This window comes from Verrucomicrobiota bacterium JB022, assembly GCA_030673845.1.
Lineage (GTDB): Bacteria > Verrucomicrobiota > Verrucomicrobiia > Opitutales > Oceanipulchritudinaceae > WOUP01.
In genome coordinates this window covers 365,396-385,073 of sequence record JAUTCQ010000017.1, presented here as the reverse complement: position 1 = coordinate 385,073, position 19,678 = coordinate 365,396, and the positions used below count along the sequence as shown (strand labels likewise).

The 19,678-nt window shown below is 63.3% G+C and carries 20 protein-coding genes and 1 tRNA gene; 10 read left to right on the top strand and 11 right to left on the bottom strand.

What is annotated here, in order from left to right; all coding sequences use genetic code 11:
* Positions 1-2: 2 nt before the first annotated feature.
* Positions 3-1,163 (top strand): Gfo/Idh/MocA family oxidoreductase, encoded by a 1,161-nt coding sequence (locus Q7P63_14460; protein ID MDP0501292.1) that lies wholly within the window; start codon positions 3-5, stop codon positions 1,161-1,163.
* Here Q7P63_14460 and Q7P63_14455 read toward each other — a convergent pair.
* Both Q7P63_14455 and menC read right to left on the bottom strand, forming a co-directional pair.
* Complete coding sequence (locus Q7P63_14455) at positions 1,160-2,410, bottom strand: AMP-binding protein (protein ID MDP0501291.1); 1,251 nt, start codon at positions 2,408-2,410, stop codon at positions 1,160-1,162. The two genes, Q7P63_14460 and Q7P63_14455, sit on opposite strands and share 4 nt — an antisense overlap.
* Complete coding sequence (gene menC / locus Q7P63_14450) at positions 2,392-3,435, bottom strand: o-succinylbenzoate synthase (protein MDP0501290.1); 1,044 nt, start codon at positions 3,433-3,435, stop codon at positions 2,392-2,394. The genes Q7P63_14455 and menC overlap by 19 nt, the downstream gene beginning before the upstream one ends.
* Before the next feature lie 50 nt (positions 3,436-3,485).
* Between menC and Q7P63_14445 the strand changes: the two genes are divergently transcribed.
* The 5 genes from Q7P63_14445 (at position 3,486) to Q7P63_14425 (ending at position 5,663) form a co-directional block, all read left to right on the top strand.
* Complete coding sequence (locus Q7P63_14445; protein ID MDP0501289.1) at positions 3,486-3,896, top strand: DCC1-like thiol-disulfide oxidoreductase family protein; 411 nt, start codon at positions 3,486-3,488, stop codon at positions 3,894-3,896.
* Positions 3,897-4,012: 116 nt separating this feature from the next.
* Positions 4,013-4,087, top strand: a tRNA-Asn gene (locus Q7P63_14440).
* 14 nt (positions 4,088-4,101) lie between these two features.
* Entirely contained in the window at positions 4,102-4,377 is a 276-nt protein-coding gene (locus Q7P63_14435; protein ID MDP0501288.1) for a GIY-YIG nuclease family protein, read from the top strand.
* Between the two features lie 52 nt (positions 4,378-4,429).
* Complete coding sequence (locus tag Q7P63_14430) at positions 4,430-4,705, top strand: GIY-YIG nuclease family protein (protein ID MDP0501287.1); 276 nt, start codon at positions 4,430-4,432, stop codon at positions 4,703-4,705.
* 271 nt (positions 4,706-4,976) lie between these two features.
* Positions 4,977-5,663 (top strand): hypothetical protein, encoded by a 687-nt coding sequence (locus Q7P63_14425; protein ID MDP0501286.1) that lies wholly within the window; start codon positions 4,977-4,979, stop codon positions 5,661-5,663.
* A gap of 15 nt (positions 5,664-5,678) precedes the next feature.
* Here the strand turns inward: Q7P63_14425 and Q7P63_14420 are convergent, their stop codons facing one another.
* Genes Q7P63_14420 through Q7P63_14410 form a run of 3 tightly spaced genes read right to left on the bottom strand, consistent with a single transcriptional unit; the run spans position 5,679 to position 8,434 of the window.
* Positions 5,679-6,728 (bottom strand): 3-oxoacyl-[acyl-carrier-protein] synthase III C-terminal domain-containing protein, encoded by a 1,050-nt coding sequence (locus Q7P63_14420; protein ID MDP0501285.1) that lies wholly within the window; start codon positions 6,726-6,728, stop codon positions 5,679-5,681.
* Between the two features lie 6 nt (positions 6,729-6,734).
* Complete coding sequence (locus Q7P63_14415) at positions 6,735-7,826, bottom strand: hypothetical protein (protein ID MDP0501284.1); 1,092 nt, start codon at positions 7,824-7,826, stop codon at positions 6,735-6,737.
* A complete protein-coding gene (locus Q7P63_14410) occupies positions 7,763-8,434 on the bottom strand; it encodes a hypothetical protein (GenBank protein ID MDP0501283.1) in 672 nt (223 codons plus the stop codon). The genes Q7P63_14415 and Q7P63_14410 overlap by 64 nt, the downstream gene beginning before the upstream one ends.
* 168 nt (positions 8,435-8,602) lie before the next feature.
* On the opposite strand from Q7P63_14410, the gene Q7P63_14405 reads away from it, so the two are divergent.
* The gene (locus tag Q7P63_14405) at positions 8,603-9,883 is read left to right on the top strand and encodes a PepSY-associated TM helix domain-containing protein (protein MDP0501282.1); all 1,281 of its coding nucleotides are present in this window, start codon (positions 8,603-8,605) and stop codon (positions 9,881-9,883) included.
* Here the strand turns inward: Q7P63_14405 and Q7P63_14400 are convergent.
* The 5 genes from Q7P63_14400 to Q7P63_14380 all read right to left on the bottom strand — a co-directional run bounded on the left by Q7P63_14400 (position 9,880) and on the right by Q7P63_14380 (position 14,485).
* Positions 9,880-10,713: a DNA-formamidopyrimidine glycosylase family protein gene (locus Q7P63_14400; GenBank protein MDP0501281.1), complete on the bottom strand. Its 834-nt coding sequence runs from the start codon at positions 10,711-10,713 to the stop codon at positions 9,880-9,882. The genes Q7P63_14405 and Q7P63_14400 overlap by 4 nt on opposite strands.
* A 20-nt stretch (positions 10,714-10,733) precedes the next feature.
* Complete coding sequence (gene xseA, locus Q7P63_14395) at positions 10,734-12,041, bottom strand: exodeoxyribonuclease VII large subunit (GenBank protein ID MDP0501280.1); 1,308 nt, start codon at positions 12,039-12,041, stop codon at positions 10,734-10,736.
* Positions 12,034-12,738, bottom strand: coding sequence for a hypothetical protein (locus Q7P63_14390; GenBank protein MDP0501279.1), 705 nt, complete (start codon positions 12,736-12,738; stop codon positions 12,034-12,036). Before Q7P63_14390 ends, xseA begins: the two co-directional genes overlap by 8 nt.
* A gap of 111 nt (positions 12,739-12,849) precedes the next feature.
* Positions 12,850-13,269 carry a prepilin-type N-terminal cleavage/methylation domain-containing protein gene (locus Q7P63_14385; protein ID MDP0501278.1) on the bottom strand — a complete coding sequence of 140 codons (420 nt, stop codon included), beginning with the start codon at positions 13,267-13,269 and terminating at the stop codon, positions 12,850-12,852.
* Between the two features lie 199 nt (positions 13,270-13,468).
* On the bottom strand, positions 13,469-14,485 hold the full coding sequence (locus Q7P63_14380; protein ID MDP0501277.1) for a twitching motility protein PilT: 1,017 nt from the start codon (positions 14,483-14,485) through the stop codon (positions 13,469-13,471).
* Between the two features lie 78 nt (positions 14,486-14,563).
* Between Q7P63_14380 and Q7P63_14375 the strand changes: the two genes are divergently transcribed.
* Positions 14,564-15,070 (top strand): flavin reductase family protein, encoded by a 507-nt coding sequence (locus Q7P63_14375; GenBank protein ID MDP0501276.1) that lies wholly within the window; start codon positions 14,564-14,566, stop codon positions 15,068-15,070.
* Positions 15,071-15,288: 218 nt separating this feature from the next.
* Here Q7P63_14375 and Q7P63_14370 read toward each other — a convergent pair whose 3' ends face one another.
* Positions 15,289-17,097 (bottom strand): SUMF1/EgtB/PvdO family nonheme iron enzyme, encoded by a 1,809-nt coding sequence (locus tag Q7P63_14370; protein MDP0501275.1) that lies wholly within the window; start codon positions 17,095-17,097, stop codon positions 15,289-15,291.
* Positions 17,098-17,277: 180 nt separating this feature from the next.
* On the opposite strand from Q7P63_14370, the gene Q7P63_14365 reads away from it, so the two are divergent.
* Both Q7P63_14365 and aroA read left to right on the top strand, forming a co-directional pair.
* Positions 17,278-18,120, top strand: coding sequence for a prephenate dehydrogenase/arogenate dehydrogenase family protein (locus Q7P63_14365; protein MDP0501274.1), 843 nt, complete (start codon positions 17,278-17,280; stop codon positions 18,118-18,120).
* Between the two features lie 99 nt (positions 18,121-18,219).
* Positions 18,220-19,662, top strand: coding sequence for a 3-phosphoshikimate 1-carboxyvinyltransferase (gene aroA, locus Q7P63_14360; GenBank protein MDP0501273.1), 1,443 nt, complete (start codon positions 18,220-18,222; stop codon positions 19,660-19,662).
* The last annotated feature ends 16 nt before the right edge of the window (positions 19,663-19,678 follow it).

The window sequence follows — 19,678 nt, the reverse complement described above, 5'->3', positions numbered from 1 at the left end:
ACATGACCGCCCCCCGCAAACTCCGTATGGGCATGGTCGGTGGAGGCCGTGGCGCCTTCATCGGTGAAGTCCACCGCATGGCCTCCCGGCTCGATGGCCAGATCGAACTCGTCGCGGGCGCCTTTTCTTCGGATCCCGAACGCGCCCGCCAGTCGGGCGAAGACCTGTTTGTCGACCCGGGCCGCGTCTACACCTCTTACGAGGAGATGGCCGCAAAGGAAGCCGCCTTGCCCGAAGGCCAGCGCATCGACTTTGTCAGCATCGTGACGCCCAACCACCTTCATTACCCGGTGGCGCGATGCTTCCTGCAGCACGGCTTCCATGTGGTGTGCGACAAGCCGGTGACACACCGGATGGAAGATGCCGTAGCCCTGCGCGACCTCGTGCGCCAGAGCGGTCGGCTCTTTGCCCTCACCCACAATTACACCGGTTACCCCATGGTGCGAGAGGCACGCGAGCGCGTGAGCCGGGGCGAACTGGGCGAGCTGGTGAAAGTCGTAGTCGAATACACGCAGGGCTGGCTGCTCGGCAACGTGGAAGCCGAGGGGAATAAACAGGCAGCCTGGCGCACCGACCCTAAGCTGGCGGGTGCAGCGGGCTGCCTCGGCGACATCGGCACCCACGCCGAAAACCTCGTGCACTACGTCACGGGTCAGAAAATCGCTCAGGTAAGCGCGGACTTTACGACACTCGTGCCGGGGCGCCAACTGGAGGACGATGCCCAGCTCTTTTTACGCTACGAAAACGGCATGAAGGGCCTGCTATTTGCCTCCCAAGTCTCCGCCGGGGAAGAAAACGCCCTGCGCCTGCGCGTCTACGGGACCAAGGCCTCGCTGGAATGGCGGCAGGAAGACCCCAACGAGCTGATCCTGAAGTTCCCCGACCAGCCGCGCCAGATCCTGAAAACAGGCAACGGCTACCTGAGCCCGCATGCGCAGGCCGGCTCGCGCATCCCGCCGGGCCACCCGGAAGCCTTTCTGGAAGCCTTCGCCAACCTCTACCGCGAGTTTGCCCGCGCCGTGCGCGACCGGCAGGCGGACCGCGACGATGGGCCTTACGACTTCCCCACCGTCGAAGACGGCCTGGAGGGCCTGCGCTTCATCGCCACCGCAGTCGAAAGCGCCGCCCACGACAGCCGCTGGACCAAGATGGTTGAGGTCTAAGCTTCCGTCTCCGGCGCGGCTTCGGTGTTAAAGGCGTTGCGAAGGCGGCGCCAGTTGGGCTTGCCGGTGCCCGTGCGCGGCAGGCGCCAAGGCCAGAGACGTAGCTCTTTGGGCACCTCGCAGCGGCGCTCGGTCGAATACAGGGCCTGCCACACGCGCTCCTGGGTCACGCTCAGCTCGCCGGCCACTGCGATGACGAGGCGCTGCCCCCAATCCGGATCGTCGAGGCCAAAGGCAATCGCCTCCGTCACGCCCGGCAGCGCCTGCACGCGCCGCTCGACCACGCCCGGGTCGACCTTTTCGCCCCCGGTGTTCACCACGCGATCGAGGCGACCCTGCACGCGCAGGTGCCCACCCGGCAACCACATGCCCTGATCACCCGTGTAAAACGGATCGCGTAAAAAGTCGGCACGAGGCGGCCAATAGCCGTGGCAGAGCATGTCGCCCATCACCACGATACGCTGCTCCGGCGGCAGCAGGGTGACGCGCGCATGCGGCATCGGGAGCCCCACCGATTCATCGCCCGCCAGGAAGGCCTCCGGCGGCGTCACCGTGATCATCGCCGCCGTCTCCGTCATACCATAGCAAGGGGCCAGCCGCAGGCCCAGGCTACGCGCACGCTGGCGATCGGCCGCTTCGAGCGCCGCCCCACCGATCAGGATACACTGGAAACGCTGGAGCCACGCTCGCCCCTGCGCGTCGTCCATCAGGCGGTGCAACTGGGTGGGTACCAGCGAGACCACCGCCGGCGACAGCACTTCGGGAGGCGGCCCTTCCATCCAGTCCTTGTACTGGGCAAAGCGCACCTCCCCATTAGCCGCCAAAGCGCGAAAGACCGGCATGAGCCCGCCCACGTGCTCCATCGGCAGCGGCGAAATATGATTGGCCGGCCAGTGCGGGAACTGCGCCGCATAGCCTTCCGCCGCCGTCAACAACGTGTCCAGCGTGTGGATGGCAAAGCGCATCTGCCCGCTCGTCCCCCCGGTGCCGATGAGGATGCACGGCCCCAGCCCATCGGGCGGCACGAAATCGCGCAACACCTCCACCGCGGGATCTTCGGCGTAGGCCAGCCCCTGCGGGCGCAGCACGACCGATTGCCCGAGCGAAATGCTGCCTACGATCTGCTCGAAGTAGTTTTGCGGAGAAGTTACCGCCACCCGCCTCAGGTGTCGGTTAATGCACTCGGAGTCCTCCGGCACATCCGGGGTCCAGCCCCAGGCGGCCAGTTTCAGGACCAGCGATGACATGCGCGATTCCATAACTCGGTAAAAAGTTCGTCACAAACTTCCGCCGAGGTCAAACGTGGGGTGTTCTCAAATCCATTCCAACCGTCATCAAAGTAGGCGATTGTGCCATACCCCACACGCCGATTCACGCCCAGCTCCGCCGCGATGCGCAGCGTCTGATACAGACCGATGCCCGTCTCGAAGACCGAAGATGCCATCAGCGGAGCCCTTGCCCCTGCCAGCTGCGACCGCAAGGCCTGTAAATCGCCCAACAGCGAGAGCTTGAGCACGAGCGGCCCAGGCCAGCCCGTCTGCAAAGCCCGCTTCAACCCGCCGTGCAGGGCCAGCGATTCATCCAGGGCCAGCGGCACGCCCCAGCGCAGCATGGCCGCCCGCATGTCTTGCTCCTGCCCCGGCGGCAAGGGCTGCTCCAGAAAGCCGATGCGGTCCAGCCCTTGCAGGTGCTCGCCCCACCAGTCCAGCTCTGTGCCCATAAAGCTGGCATTGGCATCCAGCCGCAGCTCCCCGTCGTCGGGCAAGGCATCCCACAACGATTCGACCAGTGCCAACTCTTCCGCCGCCGACTGCACCCCCAGCTTCACCTTGAAGCAACGAAAGCCCTCCGCCCGTAGCTGGCGCAAAGTCTCCAGCGCCGTATCGCCACCCGGCAACAAGGCCGTATTCTCGAAATCGAACTGTGCGGGCGGGGCATCGAGGCTCCAGCGAGCGACATCCAGCGCAAAACGGGTCGCCGGCAGCGCAGCCGGCACGAGCGTGGGATCCCCCGCCACCTGAGAGGCCGATTGCTCCAGAAACGCCACCACCTGCGTCCAATTTTCGCTGCCAAACTCCGGCACTGGTGCCACCTCGCCGTACCCCGTCCGCCCCTCCGGGTCGCGCAGGCGCAGCAGCACGCCCCGCCGCTCAAACCACGGCCCATGCGCGGTGTTCAGGGGGACGACAAACGATCGCTCGTAAGGCACCCAGTCCAGTTGCCAATTTGCCACCTGCCGACACAAGGCCTCCGATTCGTATTTCGCAAGCACTCGGTGTCGCGATCCGTCGCCGTGTGCATGGAACCTGCGTACCTCATGGCATGTCCCACCCCGTTTTACTCTTCGATGGCGATTGCAACTTCTGCCGCGCCGCCGTCCACTGGCTCGTGCAACACGACCCGGCCGGGCACCTCCACTACGCTCCACTCCAGAGCGAGCCCGGCAGACAACTGCTGCGCGAGCACGATATCGACGAAGATTACATCAAATCCGTCGTGCTGATCGAACCGCAACACGCTCATTTCAAGTCCGACGCCGTGCTGCGCGCCCTCAGCTACTGCAAACAGCCCTGGCGCACCCTCCGCCGCCTGCGCTTCGTGCCCAAAGCCCTGCGCGACATCCCCTACGAAGGCGTCTCCCAAAACCGCCCCACCCTCTCCCGCGCCGTCGGCACCATCGACCACACCTACGTGCCCGCCCCTGAAGTCCGCAACCGCTTCCTCGCCTATTGACACTGCCTCGCGGGCGGAAACGCAAAAAAAGTACCCACCCGCGTAAATTTATCTTTGACACACCTCCATCTCCCTGACTTCATTCAGGGCTTTTCCTCGACAGGAAAATCCGCAGTTGCTCGGTAGCTCAGCGGTAGAGCAGGTGGCTGTTAACCACTTGGTCGCTGGTTCGATCCCAGCCCGAGCAGCCATGGTTTTGAAAGCGATGTCTTGCTACGTTTACATCCTGCAAAACCCAGCCGGACGCTTCTATATCGGGCAGAGCACCGATCTTGTTGCACGCCTAGAGAGTCATAACTCCACCGATCGTAGCGCAGGCAAATACACCCGCAAAAACGGACCGTGGGAACTCGTTTGGCAAGAAGCGCATCCAGACCGCTCCAGCGCCATGCGCCGAGAACGCGAGATCAAGGCATGGAAGTCTGCCGCACGCATACGACGCGCATTGCTCAGCGGTAGAGTCCCGCCAAGGCGGGATTAACCACTTGGTCGCTGGTTCGATCCCAGCCCGAGCAGCCATGGTTTTGGAAGCGATGGATTGTTACGTTTACATCCTGCAAAACCCAGCCGGACGCTTCTATATCGGCCAGAGCACCGATCTTGTTGCACGCCTAGAGAGTCATAACTCCACCGATTGTAGCGCAGGCAAATACACCCGTAAAAACGGACCGTGGGAACTCGTCTGGCAAGAAGCGCATCCAGACCGCTCCAGCGCCGTACGCCGAGAACGCGAGATCAAGGCATGGAAGTCAGCCGCACGCATCCGACGCGAACTCCTCAGCGGTAGAGTCCCGCCAAGGCGGGATTAACCACTTGGTCGCTGGTTCGATCTCGTGTCCTGAGGTTTTTTTGCAATGACAACACCCTTGCCCTCCAGTGGAACGGCCAACGCCTACCCGCAATAGTAGGCTCCACCAAAGACGGATATTGCTGCAATACAGGCTAATAAGGAATAAGCATCCTTAGATCTAATCATCACGCCCTTAACTTAAGGAAAATCCTGCTTGTAAAGCAAGACAACGAAGTTCATTATCAAACTGCACTCACGTAATATAACTCTGTTAAAAATCCCTTTACCTAATGAAACAAATCCTTCCCCTCTTCTTGGCTTTGGGTTCTTCCCTTTGCGCCCAACCCGTTGACTTGGTGATTACAAACCTTTCAGACTATACCCCACGGGTTGGTCAGTCCGTGGAGGTCAATTATCAGCTCATCACCGACCTTAGCGCTAGCGGGGGAGGAGAAAATTGGACTGTCCGCTTCAGCTTTTTATCGACGCCTCGCCTTCCTGGCAGCAGCTACAACATATACGCCTCGTACCGGGAAACTCTTGATCAAAGCTACACCTTCACCTGCGACACCGAAGGGCCAGTATCGCTTATAATTGACGGTTTTTTCGCAGGCTATTACCCTGACGCTCGGGTGGACTTTTACGTTGGAGGTAACGATTCAGGACTGCAAGTGGTGGAGTCGGAAGTTTACCCTTGGTCGGTCATTGAAGGCGACATGCCTGAAGTTGAGATCAGCTTCAGAAACTGGAACAACATAGCCTATTCCGGGTGGACCTTTCTGAATGTCTGGAATGAAGATGACCAAACGTGGGTAGGAGGCGAGTGGCAACAAGTGACCACACCTGCCAAGGGATATACTTGGCTAACCTACCAGATGACAGAGCCCCTTCGAAGCGGCTGGAATTGGTTTGCCATATGGGATGATGTTTCTCAGGAATGGGCGGGCGGTAGCTGGATTTGGGTCTACCCTAACTAACCCGCGCCACCTCCTCTACTCCCGCTCCAGCGCGCAGCTGTGGGCGGAGAAGCCGGCGCCGAAACTGCTGAGCCAAAGACGTTGTGCGTCTTTGGCTTTTTTGTCGGTTAGAAAACGTTCCAAGGCAAAGAGCACGCTGGGGCTGCTCATATTGCCGCACTGGCGCAAGACTTCGCGCGACCACGGGCTGGTGTAGCCGGGGACTGTCTGCTCGATCGCGTCCAGCACATCCCGACCGCCTGCGTGGAGGATCAGGGCATCCGGACGCGCATGGCCACGGGCCTGATCCCTTTCGAACAACTGGCGCACGGCGTTGCCTGCTTCGCGAGGCACGGAGCGGTGAAGCAGGTTGCGCAGCTTGCCCTCGCGATTCTCGAAGCGCAGGATGTCGCGTTTTTCGGGAATCACCACGGTATCGAAGGCACCGCAGCGCCAGGACGGGCCAGCAGCGGGCGGGGTGCCGGTCCAGATGGTGGCGGCGGCACCGTCGCCAAAGAGGCAGGCACTGATGATCACCCCCGGATCGTCGTCGAGGTAAAAGGCCGCACTGCAGATCTCGACCGCTACGACTGCCACCTTGGCCTCTGGGTGGGCGGCCACGTGATGGGCAGCCGAGCGCAAAGTCGGGATGGCAGCACCACACCCCAGGCCCACCAAGTCCTGCAGATAGGCGTCGGCCCGCAGACCAAGGCGTTCGCTGAGGTAGCTCGTGAGCCCCGGGCAGAGGTAGCCTGTGCAGGTACAGACGTAAAGGGCGTCCAGCTCTCCGGGAGGCACCCCCGCGTTCTCCAATGCCGGGCGCAGCGCCTGCTCGGCCAGCGGTGGGGCGGCAGCCTCGAAGGTGCGGTTGAGCGCCTGGGCGTCGAGGTCGAAGATCTCGCCTACTCGCTCGGCCGCAAGGTAACGCGTCTCGATCCCATTGTCGCCAAGCAGGATCTTGCCCAGCAGCTCGGTTGAACGGGGGCGTAATCGATCACGCAACGCAGAGTGTTCGTAGACATGCCAGAGGTCCTCTTGACGGTAGCAACGTGAAGGCAGGGCCGTGGCAATGCCGGTAAGATACATGATGTCCTAATGGAGAGCGTGGTAAAGCTGGTCGAAAGGCAGCCAGTTGCGGCGTGCCAGAAAGGCGACGCCTCCCTGCCCCAGCGAGCTAAGCAACAGATGATGCAGGATCTGGGCCCGTCGCAGCCGTCCGCCAAAGGTCTTTTGGCTGTCGGAGGTCAGCCCTTTCAGCGCTTCCTTCCAGCTCATTTGCTGGGTGGCATAGTAGGTCAAGAGTGGTGTAGCGACGGCGGCGTGCTCAAGGGCGCGCGTCATACCGTTGCCAGTAAAGGGCGGCATCAGGCTCCAGCAGTCGCCCACGCAAAAGTAGCCCGGCGGGGGGCGATGGCGACTGTAGTCCATCGCGGTGACGGACTGGAAGGTAGCGGGGTCGAGCGACTCGTAGCGCAGGCGGTGGCTGAGCTTCTTGAGCCCGACGTGCTGCAGGTAGGCGAGGATCAGATCGGCATCGCGCCCTTGCAACGAGCTTTGCAGCTCGAAGAGCCCACAGATGTTGACCCGGTGCTTGGGTAGGCGAGAGAGCCCGATGTAGCCGCCTCGCCCAAAATGTAGCTCGAGATCGCTCGTCAGTTCCAGCTCTACGGCGTGGATCTTCAGGCCCAGCCAGCGCTTACGGGCCTGGTTGGTTGCCCTCCGACGCCCGGTAGCCCAGATGACGCCTTCCTGGTTTTCGCTCAAGTTGACGCGCGAACGCTGCATCAAGTCGCCACCCAGTTGGTGAAAGCGGCGGCTGAGGCGCGCATCCAGTTCGTAGCGCGAAATCGCCAGCGCAGGTTCGGGCAACTGGCGCTCGTAAATCAGGTTGTCGCCACGGTACCAGCGGGTGGTCTCCAGGCGCAGGGCATCCTGAAACAAGTCGCTGATGCCGAAGTATTGCAGCGTCTCCGGGCGGATCCCGGCCAGGAACTCGCCGCACACGCGGTGGCGTGGGTAATCGCCGGCCTCGCGAATCTGCACTGGGATGTCGTGCCGACGCAGGCCGATGCCTAGGGCCAGCCCCGCGAGCCCCCCTCCCATGACGTGGAGAGGCCGCATCAAGCGCTCGGCTCCTCCTTCCGGATCGCCTTCAGCCGATAGCTGCCCATGGGCGTCGTCCACGCATGGATGCTCCACGTCTCGTCGTCCAACCCCAAAAGGTCGGCCAATTCCCTGCCTTGAAATCCCGCTCGCACGCTCACGGGCGCATCGTGGCGGGAAACCCGGTTGAAGCCAAGGACATAACCAAGGTAGGCCAGACAAAGTGCGGAGCGGCAGCGCGCCGTCTCGTTGAAGAGCAGGACGCGGGCGCAGCGCAGTTTTTCACCCAGCGATCGCAGCTCTTCATCGGTGAGCTGATGCAGGATGAAGTTGCCGATTACCACCGGGCAACCGCCACTTTCGCACCAGTTCGCCAAATCCGTCTCCAGCCACTCCCAGTCTTCGGGCCAACGCTGGGGGCGCGGGATGCGGTCCAGCCCCGCATAGCCGCCACGGTAGCCGAAGGGCGCGATGATGTGCCGCTCCAGATAGCGCCCGAGCGCGCCGTCTCCCGCCGCCAGCTCGATAATGTGCTCATCGGGCCGCAGGTGCATCCGCAGCTCTTGCCCAAACCACGAGAAGTTGCCCATCAGTGCGTTGATAGTGCGTAGATCGCGGCGGTTGCCTAAAGCAGCCGGATCGTCCCAGGCCAGACCATCTAATATCTCAGGCTCAACGACCCTTTGCATCGCTGTAGCCTAGGCGGGAGGGTAGCCTTTGGCAAATCGCGAGCCACAAGAGAGTTGCAGGCTCGACATTCGCGAATGAGATTTGTTCTCACAATGCACTTGCCATGGGGTCGCCTCATGCCATAGCAACAGACGCTTCGCGCTCACCTTCGCTTTCTCCTTCTGATCATGAGCTTTCGTAAAGTGCTCTTCTGGCTTCACCTGATTGCTGGTATCGTCTGCGGCGTCATCGTGGCCATCATGTCCTTCACGGGTGCGGTGCTCGTTTTCGAGCACGACGTGATCGAGTGGTCGCAACACGCGCAGACCCACTTCACCCCGCCCGCTGGGGAAGAGCCGCTGAGCGTGGACGAACTGGTGGCGCGCGCCAACGCAACGGAGCAGCCCGCCCAGAGCCTGACCTTTTACCGCGACGAAGACCGCCTACTGCGCGTCAATTTCGGCCGCCGCGACTACCAGTATCTCAACCCCTACACGGGGGAGCTGACCGCGCCGGAAGAAACCGCTGCCAGTGGCTTTATGCGCACCATGATGGTGTGGCACCGCTGGCTGGCGATGGGCGGCGAGCAACGCGAGGTGGGCAAGGCCATCACGGGTGCCTCCAACCTCGCCTTCGTCGTGCTGATCGTAACGGGCATCTACCTCTGGTGGCCCCGGCGCTGGACCTCCAAGGTGCTGCGCGGCCAGCTGTGGTTCCGCAGCGTGAAGGGCAAGGCGCGCGACTTCAACTGGCACAATGTGCTGGGCTTTTGGGCCGCGTTGCCCCTCCTGATCTTTACCCTCACGGCCATCAACTGGTCGTATAGCTGGGGGCGCGACTTCTTTACCTGGCTGGGTGGGCCGCAACCGGAGGCACCCGCCTTCCAACTGGAGTTGACGCCCGAACAACTGCACCAACGCCCCTCCCCCTCGGCCATCGTTGCCGCCGCTTCGACCGAAGTGCCGACCTGGTCGGAAATCCAGCTGACCCTGCGCGAAGGCGGCGGTCGTGGCCCTGGAGGCGGTCAAGGCCCCCGCGATGGTAGCGGCTCCGGCCGTGCCGAAGGCGGGCCTCGCCCGGAAGGCCAGCCGCGACAGGCTCCAAGCGGCGAAGGGCGCCGGGCCGAAGCGCCCAGTGGCCCCCAACCGATCGTGGTCAATGTGAAGGACAGCAAGATCTCCTTCCCGGCCAGCCCTTCCAAACTTTACCTGCACCCGGTCACCGCAGAGGTCCTCCAGCTGGAGTCGGCCAAAGACCTGCCGCTGCGCCTCAAGCTGCGCCAGTCGATCCGCGCGATCCATACCTCCACCGTGGCGGGCCCCATCGGCCAAGTCATCGGCTTCCTCGCCTGCGTCGCCGCGCTGGTGCTCGTGTGGACCGGGTTCGCGCTCGCATGGCGCCGCTTCTTCGGCAAGAGCAAGAAGAAGAAAGCCGCCGCGCCGAAACAAGAAGCGCCCGCCGCGAGTTAGTCCGCCGGCTTGGTTTGCCAGGCGGGGCTCCAACACGTGGTGCGGCCGCCGATTTGCTCACGCTCCAGCGGCTTACCCGTCTGCGGGCAAGTGCCGCCGTCGCGCCAGCGGTGATTGAAGAGCCAACTCTCGGGGATGCGCTCGTTCATGTAATGCGGCAGGTCGTCTTCGTCGCGTCCGGCAATCACCTCGAGGGCATCGCGCGCCACCTCCTGCACCTTTTCATGCAGCGTGTGGACCTCCGGGGCACTCAGTGAACCGGCGGGGGCATGTGGCTTGAGGCGAGCGCGCCAGAGGATCTCATCGGCCATCCAGTTGCCGATGCCCGGGAAGCGTTCCTGCATCAGCAGCACGGCCTTGAGCGGGCTCTTGCGGCGGCGCTGCAGAAAGGCCTCCACCACCTCCACCGTAAAGCGCCCGTCCGTGATCGCAAAGGGGATCGTCTGCCAGTAAGCGGGGGGCTCAGGGCCTTCGTCGTATTGCACCCGACCGAAGAGCCGGGGGTCGCGAAACACCAGCGCGCGCTCTGCTTGGTACAGCACAAGGTGGTCGTGCTTGCCCGGCTGGAAGTCGACGGCCTCGACGAGCATCCGCCCCGTCATACCCAGGTGGATACCGAGGTGGGCGGGCGTTGAAAAGGTGAAAAGCATTTGCTTGGCCTTTGCCTCCGAGCGCTCCAGCACGGCCCCGGTCAAGCCAGCGACGAGGGCGCTCGTATCCACACCACGCAACAGCCGCTTGCCGTGGTGCAGGTGGACGCGCTCGATGCGGTGCCCGAGCCCGGGGTTCCAGACTTTGCGGAAAAACTCGACTTCAGCCAATTCGGGCATGGCAGTAATGTAATCCAGTTCTACTCGAGGCCCAACTCCGTCTGCTCGGTCCGAACCTCCCGACGCACCTGGATCTCACCATCGCGGAATCGGAGGTTGAAGGACTGCTCCGGGCGGATCCTGGCAGAATCGGTGATGGGGCGGCCCTTCAGGTCGGTCGCAAGGATGTAGCCGCGCTGGAGGATCTGCTCGGGGCTGCTCGCGCGCAGGCGCAAGGCCAGTTGGCGCAGGCGCTCGCGGCCCAGTCGCACGGCCACCTCGGGGTGCAGCTCACGGAAGCGTCGCTCCAGGCGGTAAAGGGTCTGCTCCAGTCGCGAAAGGTGGCGCTGCCCTGCTCCGCCGAGCCGGTTCGTCAAATCGTCGAGGCGCAGCCAGCCCTGCTCCAGCCGGTGGCGTGGAGCCTGTTGCTGCCAGCGGTGGCGCAGACGCTCGAAGCGCACGCTCCGGCGCTCCAGCCCGAGGTCGACCGTCTGGTCGAGGCGCTCAGCGAGCGCCAGCATCCGCTCGCGCTGCTCCAGGAAGGCGCTGCTGATCAGCTCGGCGGCAGCGGAAGGCGTCTCCGCACGGCGGTCAGCCGCGAAGTCGCTCAAGGCATAGTCGATCTCGTGGCCGACCGCAGAGATGACCGGCAGCGAGCACTCCGCCACCGCGCGCACCACGATCTCTTCGTTAAAGGGCCAGAGGTCTTCAAGGCTGCCCCCACCCCGTCCGATCACCAACAGGTCGCACAAGCTTCCTTGATCGGCCCGGTGGATCTGACGGGCGATTTCCTCGGCTGCCCCCTGCCCTTGCACCCGAGCGGGGAAGACCCGCAGCGTGCCTGCCCAGCCTCGGCGCTGCAGAATGCTGACAAAGTCGCGCAGGGCTGCACCGGTGGGAGAGGTGACAAAGCCCACGGTGCGCGGCAGCGGTGGGATCGGCTGCTTGCGCTCAGGGTCGAACAGGCCTTCATCGGCGAGCTTGCGCTTGAGCGCCTCGAACTTGGCCTGCAGACGCCCCAGGCCTTCCTCGACGACGAGTTGCACCACGAGCTGGTAGCCGCCCCGGGGAGGGAAGACCGAGAGACGACCGAATGCCACCACCTGCTGCCCGTCCTTGAGCTGGAAGGGCAACCGCGCAGCGACTTGGCGAAAGGCCACCGCACTGATCTGCGCGCCGGCATCTTTCAGCGAAAAATAGACGTGCCCGCTGCTCTGGTTGCGCAGGTTGCTGACCTCGCCGCGCACCCAGATCTCGCCAAAGCCGGTCTCCAGGGTCTCGCGGATCTTTTCAGTCAGCTCCGAAACGCTCAGGGCCTGCTGCACCGTGCTGATCAGCGCGTCACGCATTGCGAGGCTCTGCCTTGGCCTTGAGGTAACGGCGCAGGTAACGCAGGGCGATGCTCAAGAGCAGAAACAGGAAAATCCCGAGAATCAGCAGCCCGAAGTTGCCCTTCAATATGCTGTCGCCCATCAGCATGACCAGCGTGCCGATAAGCATTTGCGGCGGAAAGGAATACGTAAGATAGCGGCGCAAACCACACTCGCTCAGCCCGAGCAGGTAGTTTTGCATCGCGTAGGGCATGGGCGAAAGACGGATCGTCAGGATCGTCTGCACCATCTCGCTCGGCGGCAGGCGCGGGATGCTCCAGCCCCGGCTCTCCAGCAGGCGTTGCAGATGCGGGCGCAAGGCGCTATCTGTCAGCACGTAGCTCAGCCACATATTGGCAAACACGGCCCCTCCGGCCGCCACAATCGCCCAAGCAGGCCCGTATGCCCCCATCACCGGGATCGCGGTGAGGTAAAAGAAGGTCAGCGGCACCCCCAGCGCGGGGAGGAGTGCAAAGCACAGCCAATACGCCCACGGCGGGATCACCTGCAGCCAGTCTTGCACCCCTCGGCTGGCCGTGCCCACCCAGGCGATCAAACGATCCGTGCCGAGGCCAATCCAGAGCGCGCCGACCACCAGCGCGCCAATCCCGCCCACAATAATGAGCGGCAACAGCGACTGCAGCAGCGAACGGGGCTGATCCGATGAAGATGACATGGGCCTAGACGTTGGCAACCTGCCGTCTGCTTGGCAAGGGCCGTACAAAGAAGAAGCCCGCCAAAACGGCGGGCTCCAAAAGCATCTATAAAAACTGCTTCAGGGCTGGGACTAGTATTCCCAGATGATGACGGAACTGTCGGTCGAAGGTGTCGTTGTGCCGGAAAGAGACTCTGTCGTCGAACCGTCCAACGAAACCTTAAGCCAACCGCCTTCTTCGAAAACGGTCAGACCAGTATAGTCTTCGCGGGAAGCAGGTTGGATAGTCTTGAGGTAAGGAAGATCCCACTCAGCAGTACCTGCAGCATTACCGGTGCTGATGAGCTCATCATAGGTCACGGAGGCGAGGCCGTTTTCGATGATGGCGCGCTGACCGGTCTGGGCGATCTGCTTCAGGTTGTTTTCAGCGGCACCGGCCTGGGAGGAGACGCGGACGCTTTGGAAAGCGGGGATGGCCATGGCGGCGAGGAGGCCGATGATGACCACGACGATCATGATTTCAACGAGGGTGAAACCGGACTTCTTCTTCATAATAATAACAATCTTGCGGTTAGCGTATGGATCGTAGCCAACAGACTTGACTACGACGAAAATGAATACGCAAGAACCCCGCAAAGCCAAGTAAATAGTGGGGTATTGGGTCCACTGCAGGGGTTTTCACGGGCCCTTTACGTGTTCTGCGGTAAACGCTTACCACCGATCCTAAAGATATGCCACCAACAATTGTAAATTAAACCTTGTCGGCAAAAAGGATGACGCCCGCATTGGATGGCACCACGCTCTGGACCTCCACCGCGATCTCCTGACCGATCAGGCTGCGCGCGTGGCTGACGACGACCATCGAGCCGTCGGACATATAACCCACCGCCTGGTCGCTCTCCTTGCCGGGCTTGACGAGCTTGATCTCGAAGCGCTCCCCCACGACGGGGCGCGGCACCAAGGCCTTGCCCAAGGCGTTGAGGTTGAGCCACTCGACGTTGTGGAACTCTGCGATCTGGGCGAGGTTGAAGTCGGTCGTCACGATCCGGGCCTTGAGGCTTTGGGCGAGGAAGATCAGCTTGGCGTCGACATTCTGGCGGTTCTCGACCTCGCTCTCGTTGATGCGCAGGTCGAGGTGCGGCAGATCGCGCAGGCGGCGTAGCGTCTCCAGCCCACGACGGCCCTTAGCCTGACGCACCGGGTCCGACGAATCGGCCACGCGGTGGAGCTCGTCGATTACAAAGCGGGGGATCACGAGCCCGTAGCCCATGAACTTGCTCTCGCAAATGCCCGCGATCCGGGAGTCGATCAGCGCACTGGTGTCGACGACCGCCAGCGGCACGTCTACCTGGTGCGGCACGAAGCGCACGTAAGGGATCACCAGATTGAACTCATCCCGGCCACGCAGGGCGAGCACCGCCCCCAGATACATCAGCACAACAAACAGCCCGAGGCGGATCAGGTACATGTTTTGCCGCAGGGGGCTGGAAAGGCTTTCGTAGGGGATGTCGAAAAACGGCGAACTGGAGATCAGCGTCGCCATCACCCAGCCGATGAAAAGGCCAAACGTCAGAGCGGAGAGACCGCGCAGGGAAAAGCCCTTGAGCATGATGTCGACCAGCACGACGAGAGCCCCCAGCCCACCGCCGATGGCGACCGCCCGTAGCCACAAGCCTTCCCACTCGGGCACCGCGACCGTCACGAGCACGGCAGCGGTAATACACAGCAGGAGGAAAAAGATACGTATAGTGCGGATAGTCTCTCTCATGACGCAGCCGGTGGCGCCGGTACCACTGAAGATATGTTTTGCCCTAGCGGTATGGCCGACGCAAACCTTATTGAAGCTATGTGGATCGAACGCGAAAATCTCAACTCACCGGCTCACTATCGTTGGATGACCCATCTGATCGTGCCCCGACCGATCGCATGGATTTTAACCCGCAATGCAAATGGCAGTTGCAACCTCGCGCCTTTCTCCTTCTTCAACGCGGTGACGAGCAACCCGCCGATCGTCTCCGTCTCGATCGGACGCAGGCCCAACGGCGATAAAAAGGATACCTGGCGCAACCTTGAGCGCACGGGCATGGCGATGATCCACCTGCCCTCGATGCAGGAACTGGACGAGGTCAACCAATCGGCCAAACCGCTGGCCCCGGAAGCCTCCGAGATCGACGCGCAACAGTTGCCGCTGGTCGAAGAGCCGGACATCCCCCTGCCCCGCTTGGCATCCGCCCACGCCGCCCTCTTTTGCCGCCTGCATGCGGTGCACGAAGTCGGCCACGGCCGGCAGGGCCTCATCTTGTGCGAGGTGGAGCGGCTGTTTCTCCACCCGAAGCTGGGCATCGACCATTAGGACGAACGCAGCGAGCTGCCGGTGGAGCGGCTGGACCCGCTGGCGCGCCTCGGTGGGCCGAACTTCGCGCGCCTCGGCGAGTCGATTGCCCGGGCTCGGCCGGAGTAGAGCTGGCCTAAAACCAGCCGAACCAGTGACGCCCCGCCCAGAGCACGCCGGGAAGCAGCATCAGCACGATGGTCAATACGATGAGCCAGAACTTGGCCTGCTCGCCCTGCTCATTCTCCGGCTCCATCGTCTTCCTCCAGATTTTCGGTTGAGGTGCCGAGCGGCTCGATGATCACGCGGAAGCCAGTAAAAGGGTTGCGCTCGTTTACGTTGCGGGGCTCCACCGGCACCGAGCGCAGGCGGATTGGATTGTCGCGCAAGGTGCCCCCAGCGACGGCCTGCGCGCCGGGTTCGGGCACCGTGGCCACGATCCATTCCGAGACATTACCGAGCAGGTCGTAGAAGCCCAGTTCGTTGGGCTGGAGTGCGGCGGGCTGCTGCGGCAGCGCACGCTGGGGGTCTTCGTACTGGCTCGCACTGCTCCAGGCTTCGCGGCGGACTTCGTCGGTCCCCGTCTGGCCTACCGCAGCGGTAAATTCGTCCTGACGCGGCAAGCGGCCCTGCTGGCCCACGATCCAGCCGAGGCGGCGGGCAAAGCTGGCGGCCTCGGCAAAGCTGACCGACTCGACCGGCAGGCCCATGCCTTTCTGGCCGGAGGGGTTGCGCTGCATCACTTGCTCGTAAAGAGCTTGGTGGACTTCGCGGTCAAGCAAGCGGGAAGGGCTCTCGGGCAGGGGGCGTAAACGGGCTTCGACCCAGCCCTGAATCGAGTCGAGGTCTTGTCGCAGGCGGTAGAGCAGGTTCACTTCTTCGGCCAATTCTTCCGCGACATAGCGCGAGCCTTCGGGCAGCTCCTGTGCCTTCTGCAGCTGGCGGAAAGTCGTCACGACGGCCTGGGACGCCGCTCGCGTCTCGCCATTGGCGAGTTGGCGGCGAATCTGGGCCAGATCACGCTCCAGCTGCGCCACCACCGGGCGCACCTGGGCACCATAGGCGGCGTCTTCCAGCTCATGCACGCGGTCGAAGCTGGCGTAGGTGCTGTCGCGGTAGCCCTCGGTGATCATTTTTTGCAAGGCGGCCGCCTCACGGTAGAGCGCCAAACCGCGAGCGCCATTGCCTTCGGCCACGGCCTGCTCGGCATCGGCCACCAACTGGTCGAGCTGCAGCTTGGTTTCGCGCACCTTCAGGTCGGCGATTTGCTTCTCCAGCTCGCGCTCACGGCGCACGCTGTCTTGCGGCAGGCGATTGAGCTGCCGGTTGATACGCTGCTGATAGCTGAGCGCGTTTTCAAAGAGGGTGAGGGCCTCGTCGTAATTTCCCTCGGCCAAGGCGTCTTCCGCCTGCGCGCTCAGCTCGGCAAGGCGCTCCATTTGGGGGGCGAGTTGCCAACGCTGCAACAGCATGCGCAGCTGCTCGGCGCGCGGTTCATCGACCTTCGGGCTGTGAGGATACAGCGAGTTGAGCTCGGCCTGCAGACGGCGGGCCTCCTCGATCTTGCGATAGGCGGCATCCTGCTCGCCGGCTTCGAAAAGCGTGCGCCCCTCGGCCTCAGCCACATGGGAGCGTTCGGACAGCTCGCGCCCACGCCCAAGGTCGCGCACTTTTTCCAGCGCGCGCAGGCGGTCGCGATCGGGCCGCAGCACGAGTTGGCCCGACGACCAGCTTTCGGGCGTTTCGGCGTAGGCGGCATTGCGCAGGGCGAGGATCAAACCGCGCTGTTGTTGGAGCGCGTCGTCGATCCGCTCCAACTGAGCCTTGGAAAGCTTGCCTTCGCGTTCCCACGCGGCCTCGGCTTCGGAGAGGGTGGCGTCCAGCTCGCCACGTAGCTGGGCAAGCTGCTCGGGCTTCAACTCGATCGAAAGCTGCTCGATCTCATGCTCATCCCAGCGGACGCCGGGGAGGCCATAGAGAAAGCCGAGCACCACGGCACTCACGATCGCAAGGGCAATGACCCAGCGTTGCCACTTCTGGCGACGCATGCGACGGCGTTCTTCTCGGCGAATCAAAGGCTTGCGGCCACGAACCATATCCAGCAAAGGAAGATTTTCAGGCTTGTCAGCGCCTCCGCGGTCGGGAACCTAAGCGGCAGGCGAAAAGCGCCATTACCGACCAGCAACCCCGGTTGCGCAAGCATAGAAACCCGAACCCCCGCCTCAAACTTGCAACAACTGACGATCATCGCCCCCGGCCTTTTAGGTGCCTCCCTCGGGATGGCCGCCAAGCGCGTGAGCCTGGTGGAGCGCGTGCATGTGTGGGCCCGCCGCGCCGAAACCCGCCTGGAGTGCGAGGCGCAGCCGTGGTGCGACGCCGTCTTTGCCGAGCCGGAGGCCGCCGCCCAAGGGGCGGACCTGGTCGTGATCTGCACCCCGGTCAACGAGATCGCCCGTTATGCTGCGTTGCTGGCCCCGGTGTTGCAGCCGGGCGCGCTGGTGACGGACGTCGGCAGCACCAAAGGTCAGCTCTGCCGCGATGCACAAGCCGCGATGCCCGAAGGGGTGGCCTTTGTGGGCTCGCACCCGATGGCTGGCTCGGAAAAGACGGGCCTCGCGCACGCCCAGGCCGATCTTTTTCGCGACCGCGCCTGCCTCGTCACCCCGCTGCCCGACACTCCGCGCGAAGCGGTCGAAAAGATCTGCCGCTTTTGGCGCGAGCTGGACATGGAGGTGACGACGATGGACCCCGACCGCCACGACGAGATCGTCGCCAACATCAGCCACTTGCCACACCTCCTCGCCAGTGCCCTCTGCAGCCTGCTGGCCCAGAAAGACCACGCGTGGCAGGCCTTCGCAGGCAACGGCTTGCGCGACACCACACGCATCGCCGCCGGCAGCCCGACGCTGTGGCGCGACATCGTGGAGCAGAATCGCGACGAGGTGCTGCGCTCTCTCACGGCCTTCGAAGACGAGCTCGCGCGCCTGCGCTCCACCGTAGCCAACCGTGACTGGCCGCAGCTGCGCCACATCCTCGAACGGGGCAAGCATTATCGCGACGAGCTGGCCTGAACGCGCTTTTTTGGATCGGCGAGCCCTGCCCAAACACTTTAAGATTTCCCTCGCCCTCTTCCCCTGTTTTTACTGAGCCTGCTGTCAATCCGTCCGACCATGCAAGATCCGCTGCCTATCGTTCCCTTTTCTCAGCCGGTGCGCGCCCGTGTGCGCGTCCCCGGTTCGAAGAGCCTGACCAACCGCATCCTGATTCTCGCCGCTCTCAGCAATCAGCGGGTCACGCTCCGCAACGCCCTTTTCAGCCGCGATACCCGTATCATGGCCACGGCGCTCGACCAGGTGGGCATCAAGGTGGAGGCCGATGAAAACACTGAAACCATCGTGGTCGAAGGCACCGGCGGCTGGATCCCGGGCGAAGAGGCCCACATTCACGTGGGCAACGCCGGCACGGTCGCACGCTTCCTCACGGCCTTCCTCGCGTTGCGCGAAGATGGCAAATTCCACCTCGACGGCGATGAAGCGATGCGCAAGCGCCCGATGGGCGGGCTGATCGAGGCCCTGCAGGCCCAAGGCTGCGAGTTCACCTTCCACGACGAGCCGGGTTGCTTCCCCTTTACGATGGAGACGCACGGCCTCAAGGGCGGCCTCGTGCAAGTCGATGCCAGCGCGAGCAGCCAGATCCTTTCCGCGCTGCTGATGGTGGCCCCCTATGCGCTCAGCGAGTGCAGCTTTGAGCTTTCGGCCGCCAACGTGCGCCGCCCCTTCGTCCACATGACCCTCGGGCTGATGAAGGAGCTGGGGCAGGAAATCGAGGAAAGCATCCGGGGCGAGCTCCTCTGCTTCCAGGTTTCGCGTGGCCGCAGCTACAAGTTCAACCCCGACGAGTACATCGTGGGGGCCGACATGACGGCAGCGTCTTACTTCCTCGCCGTGCCGCTGGTCAACCGGGGCGGGCCCACCTGGTCGGTCGCGATTGCCGACCTGCAGCGCGGGCTTACCTGGCAGGGCGACCGCCAGTTTATCCCGGTGGCGGAGCAGTGTGGCCTGCAGGTCTACTACCGCCCCAATGGCGACGTAATCGCGGAATTCACCCCCGACACCACCGGGCCGACTCATCAGCCGAGCGTCGCCCAAAGCCCCGGCACGGTCGATTTCCGCGAGTTTTCGGACACCTTCCTCACGCTGGCCGCGATTGCCCCGCTCTTCGACGAGCCGACCAAGATCACTGGCATCGCCCACACGCGCCATCAGGAGACCGACCGCGTGGCCGCCATGGCGACCGAGCTACGCAAGCTCCTGGGGCCGGACAACGTGATCGAGACCGAGGATTCCCTCGAAATCATCCCCGACCCGGAATCGCTGCGCGCCGCAGCCGAGCGTGGGGTGGAGATCGACACCTACGACGATCACCGCGTCGCGATGAGCTTTGCCGTGCTGGGCTGCGCCAATGTGCGCGGCGACAACCAACCGTGGCTGAAAATCCGCAACCCCGCCTGCTGCGGCAAGACCTTCCCCAACTTCTTCGAGATCCTGCGCCTCATCCGCGAAGACTCGGACTACCAATACCAAACGCGCACGCCTTGGGGTGCCCGCGCGTAAGTGGCGAGGGCAGCGC

Bases quoted from the DNA above. Each gene is read 5' to 3' on its own strand.
- Q7P63_14460 (MDP0501292.1), top strand. From the start codon at position 3: ATGACCGCCCCCCGCAAACTCCGTATGGGCATGGTCGGTGGAGGCCGT.
- Q7P63_14455 (MDP0501291.1), bottom strand. From the start codon at position 2,410: ATGTCATCGCTGGTCCTGAAACTGGCCGCCTGGGGCTGGACCCCGGAT.
- Q7P63_14435 (MDP0501288.1), top strand. From the start codon at position 4,102: ATGTCTTGCTACGTTTACATCCTGCAAAACCCAGCCGGACGCTTCTAT.
- Q7P63_14405 (MDP0501282.1), top strand. From the start codon at position 8,603: ATGAGCTTTCGTAAAGTGCTCTTCTGGCTTCACCTGATTGCTGGTATC.
- Q7P63_14370 (MDP0501275.1), bottom strand. From the start codon at position 17,097: ATGCGTCGCCAGAAGTGGCAACGCTGGGTCATTGCCCTTGCGATCGTG.
- aroA (MDP0501273.1), top strand. From the start codon at position 18,220: ATGCAAGATCCGCTGCCTATCGTTCCCTTTTCTCAGCCGGTGCGCGCC.
- xseA (MDP0501280.1), bottom strand. From the start codon at position 12,041: ATGCGTGACGCGCTGATCAGCACGGTGCAGCAGGCCCTGAGCGTTTCG.
- Q7P63_14430 (MDP0501287.1), top strand. From the start codon at position 4,430: ATGGATTGTTACGTTTACATCCTGCAAAACCCAGCCGGACGCTTCTAT.
- Q7P63_14385 (MDP0501278.1), bottom strand. From the start codon at position 13,269: ATGAAGAAGAAGTCCGGTTTCACCCTCGTTGAAATCATGATCGTCGTG.
- Q7P63_14410 (MDP0501283.1), bottom strand. From the start codon at position 8,434: ATGCAAAGGGTCGTTGAGCCTGAGATATTAGATGGTCTGGCCTGGGAC.
- Q7P63_14390 (MDP0501279.1), bottom strand. From the start codon at position 12,738: ATGTCATCTTCATCGGATCAGCCCCGTTCGCTGCTGCAGTCGCTGTTG.
- Q7P63_14375 (MDP0501276.1), top strand. From the start codon at position 14,564: ATGTGGATCGAACGCGAAAATCTCAACTCACCGGCTCACTATCGTTGG.
- Q7P63_14420 (MDP0501285.1), bottom strand. From the start codon at position 6,728: ATGTATCTTACCGGCATTGCCACGGCCCTGCCTTCACGTTGCTACCGT.
- Q7P63_14400 (MDP0501281.1), bottom strand. From the start codon at position 10,713: ATGCCCGAATTGGCTGAAGTCGAGTTTTTCCGCAAAGTCTGGAACCCC.
- Q7P63_14380 (MDP0501277.1), bottom strand. From the start codon at position 14,485: ATGAGAGAGACTATCCGCACTATACGTATCTTTTTCCTCCTGCTGTGT.
- Q7P63_14425 (MDP0501286.1), top strand. From the start codon at position 4,977: ATGAAACAAATCCTTCCCCTCTTCTTGGCTTTGGGTTCTTCCCTTTGC.
- Q7P63_14445 (MDP0501289.1), top strand. From the start codon at position 3,486: ATGTCCCACCCCGTTTTACTCTTCGATGGCGATTGCAACTTCTGCCGC.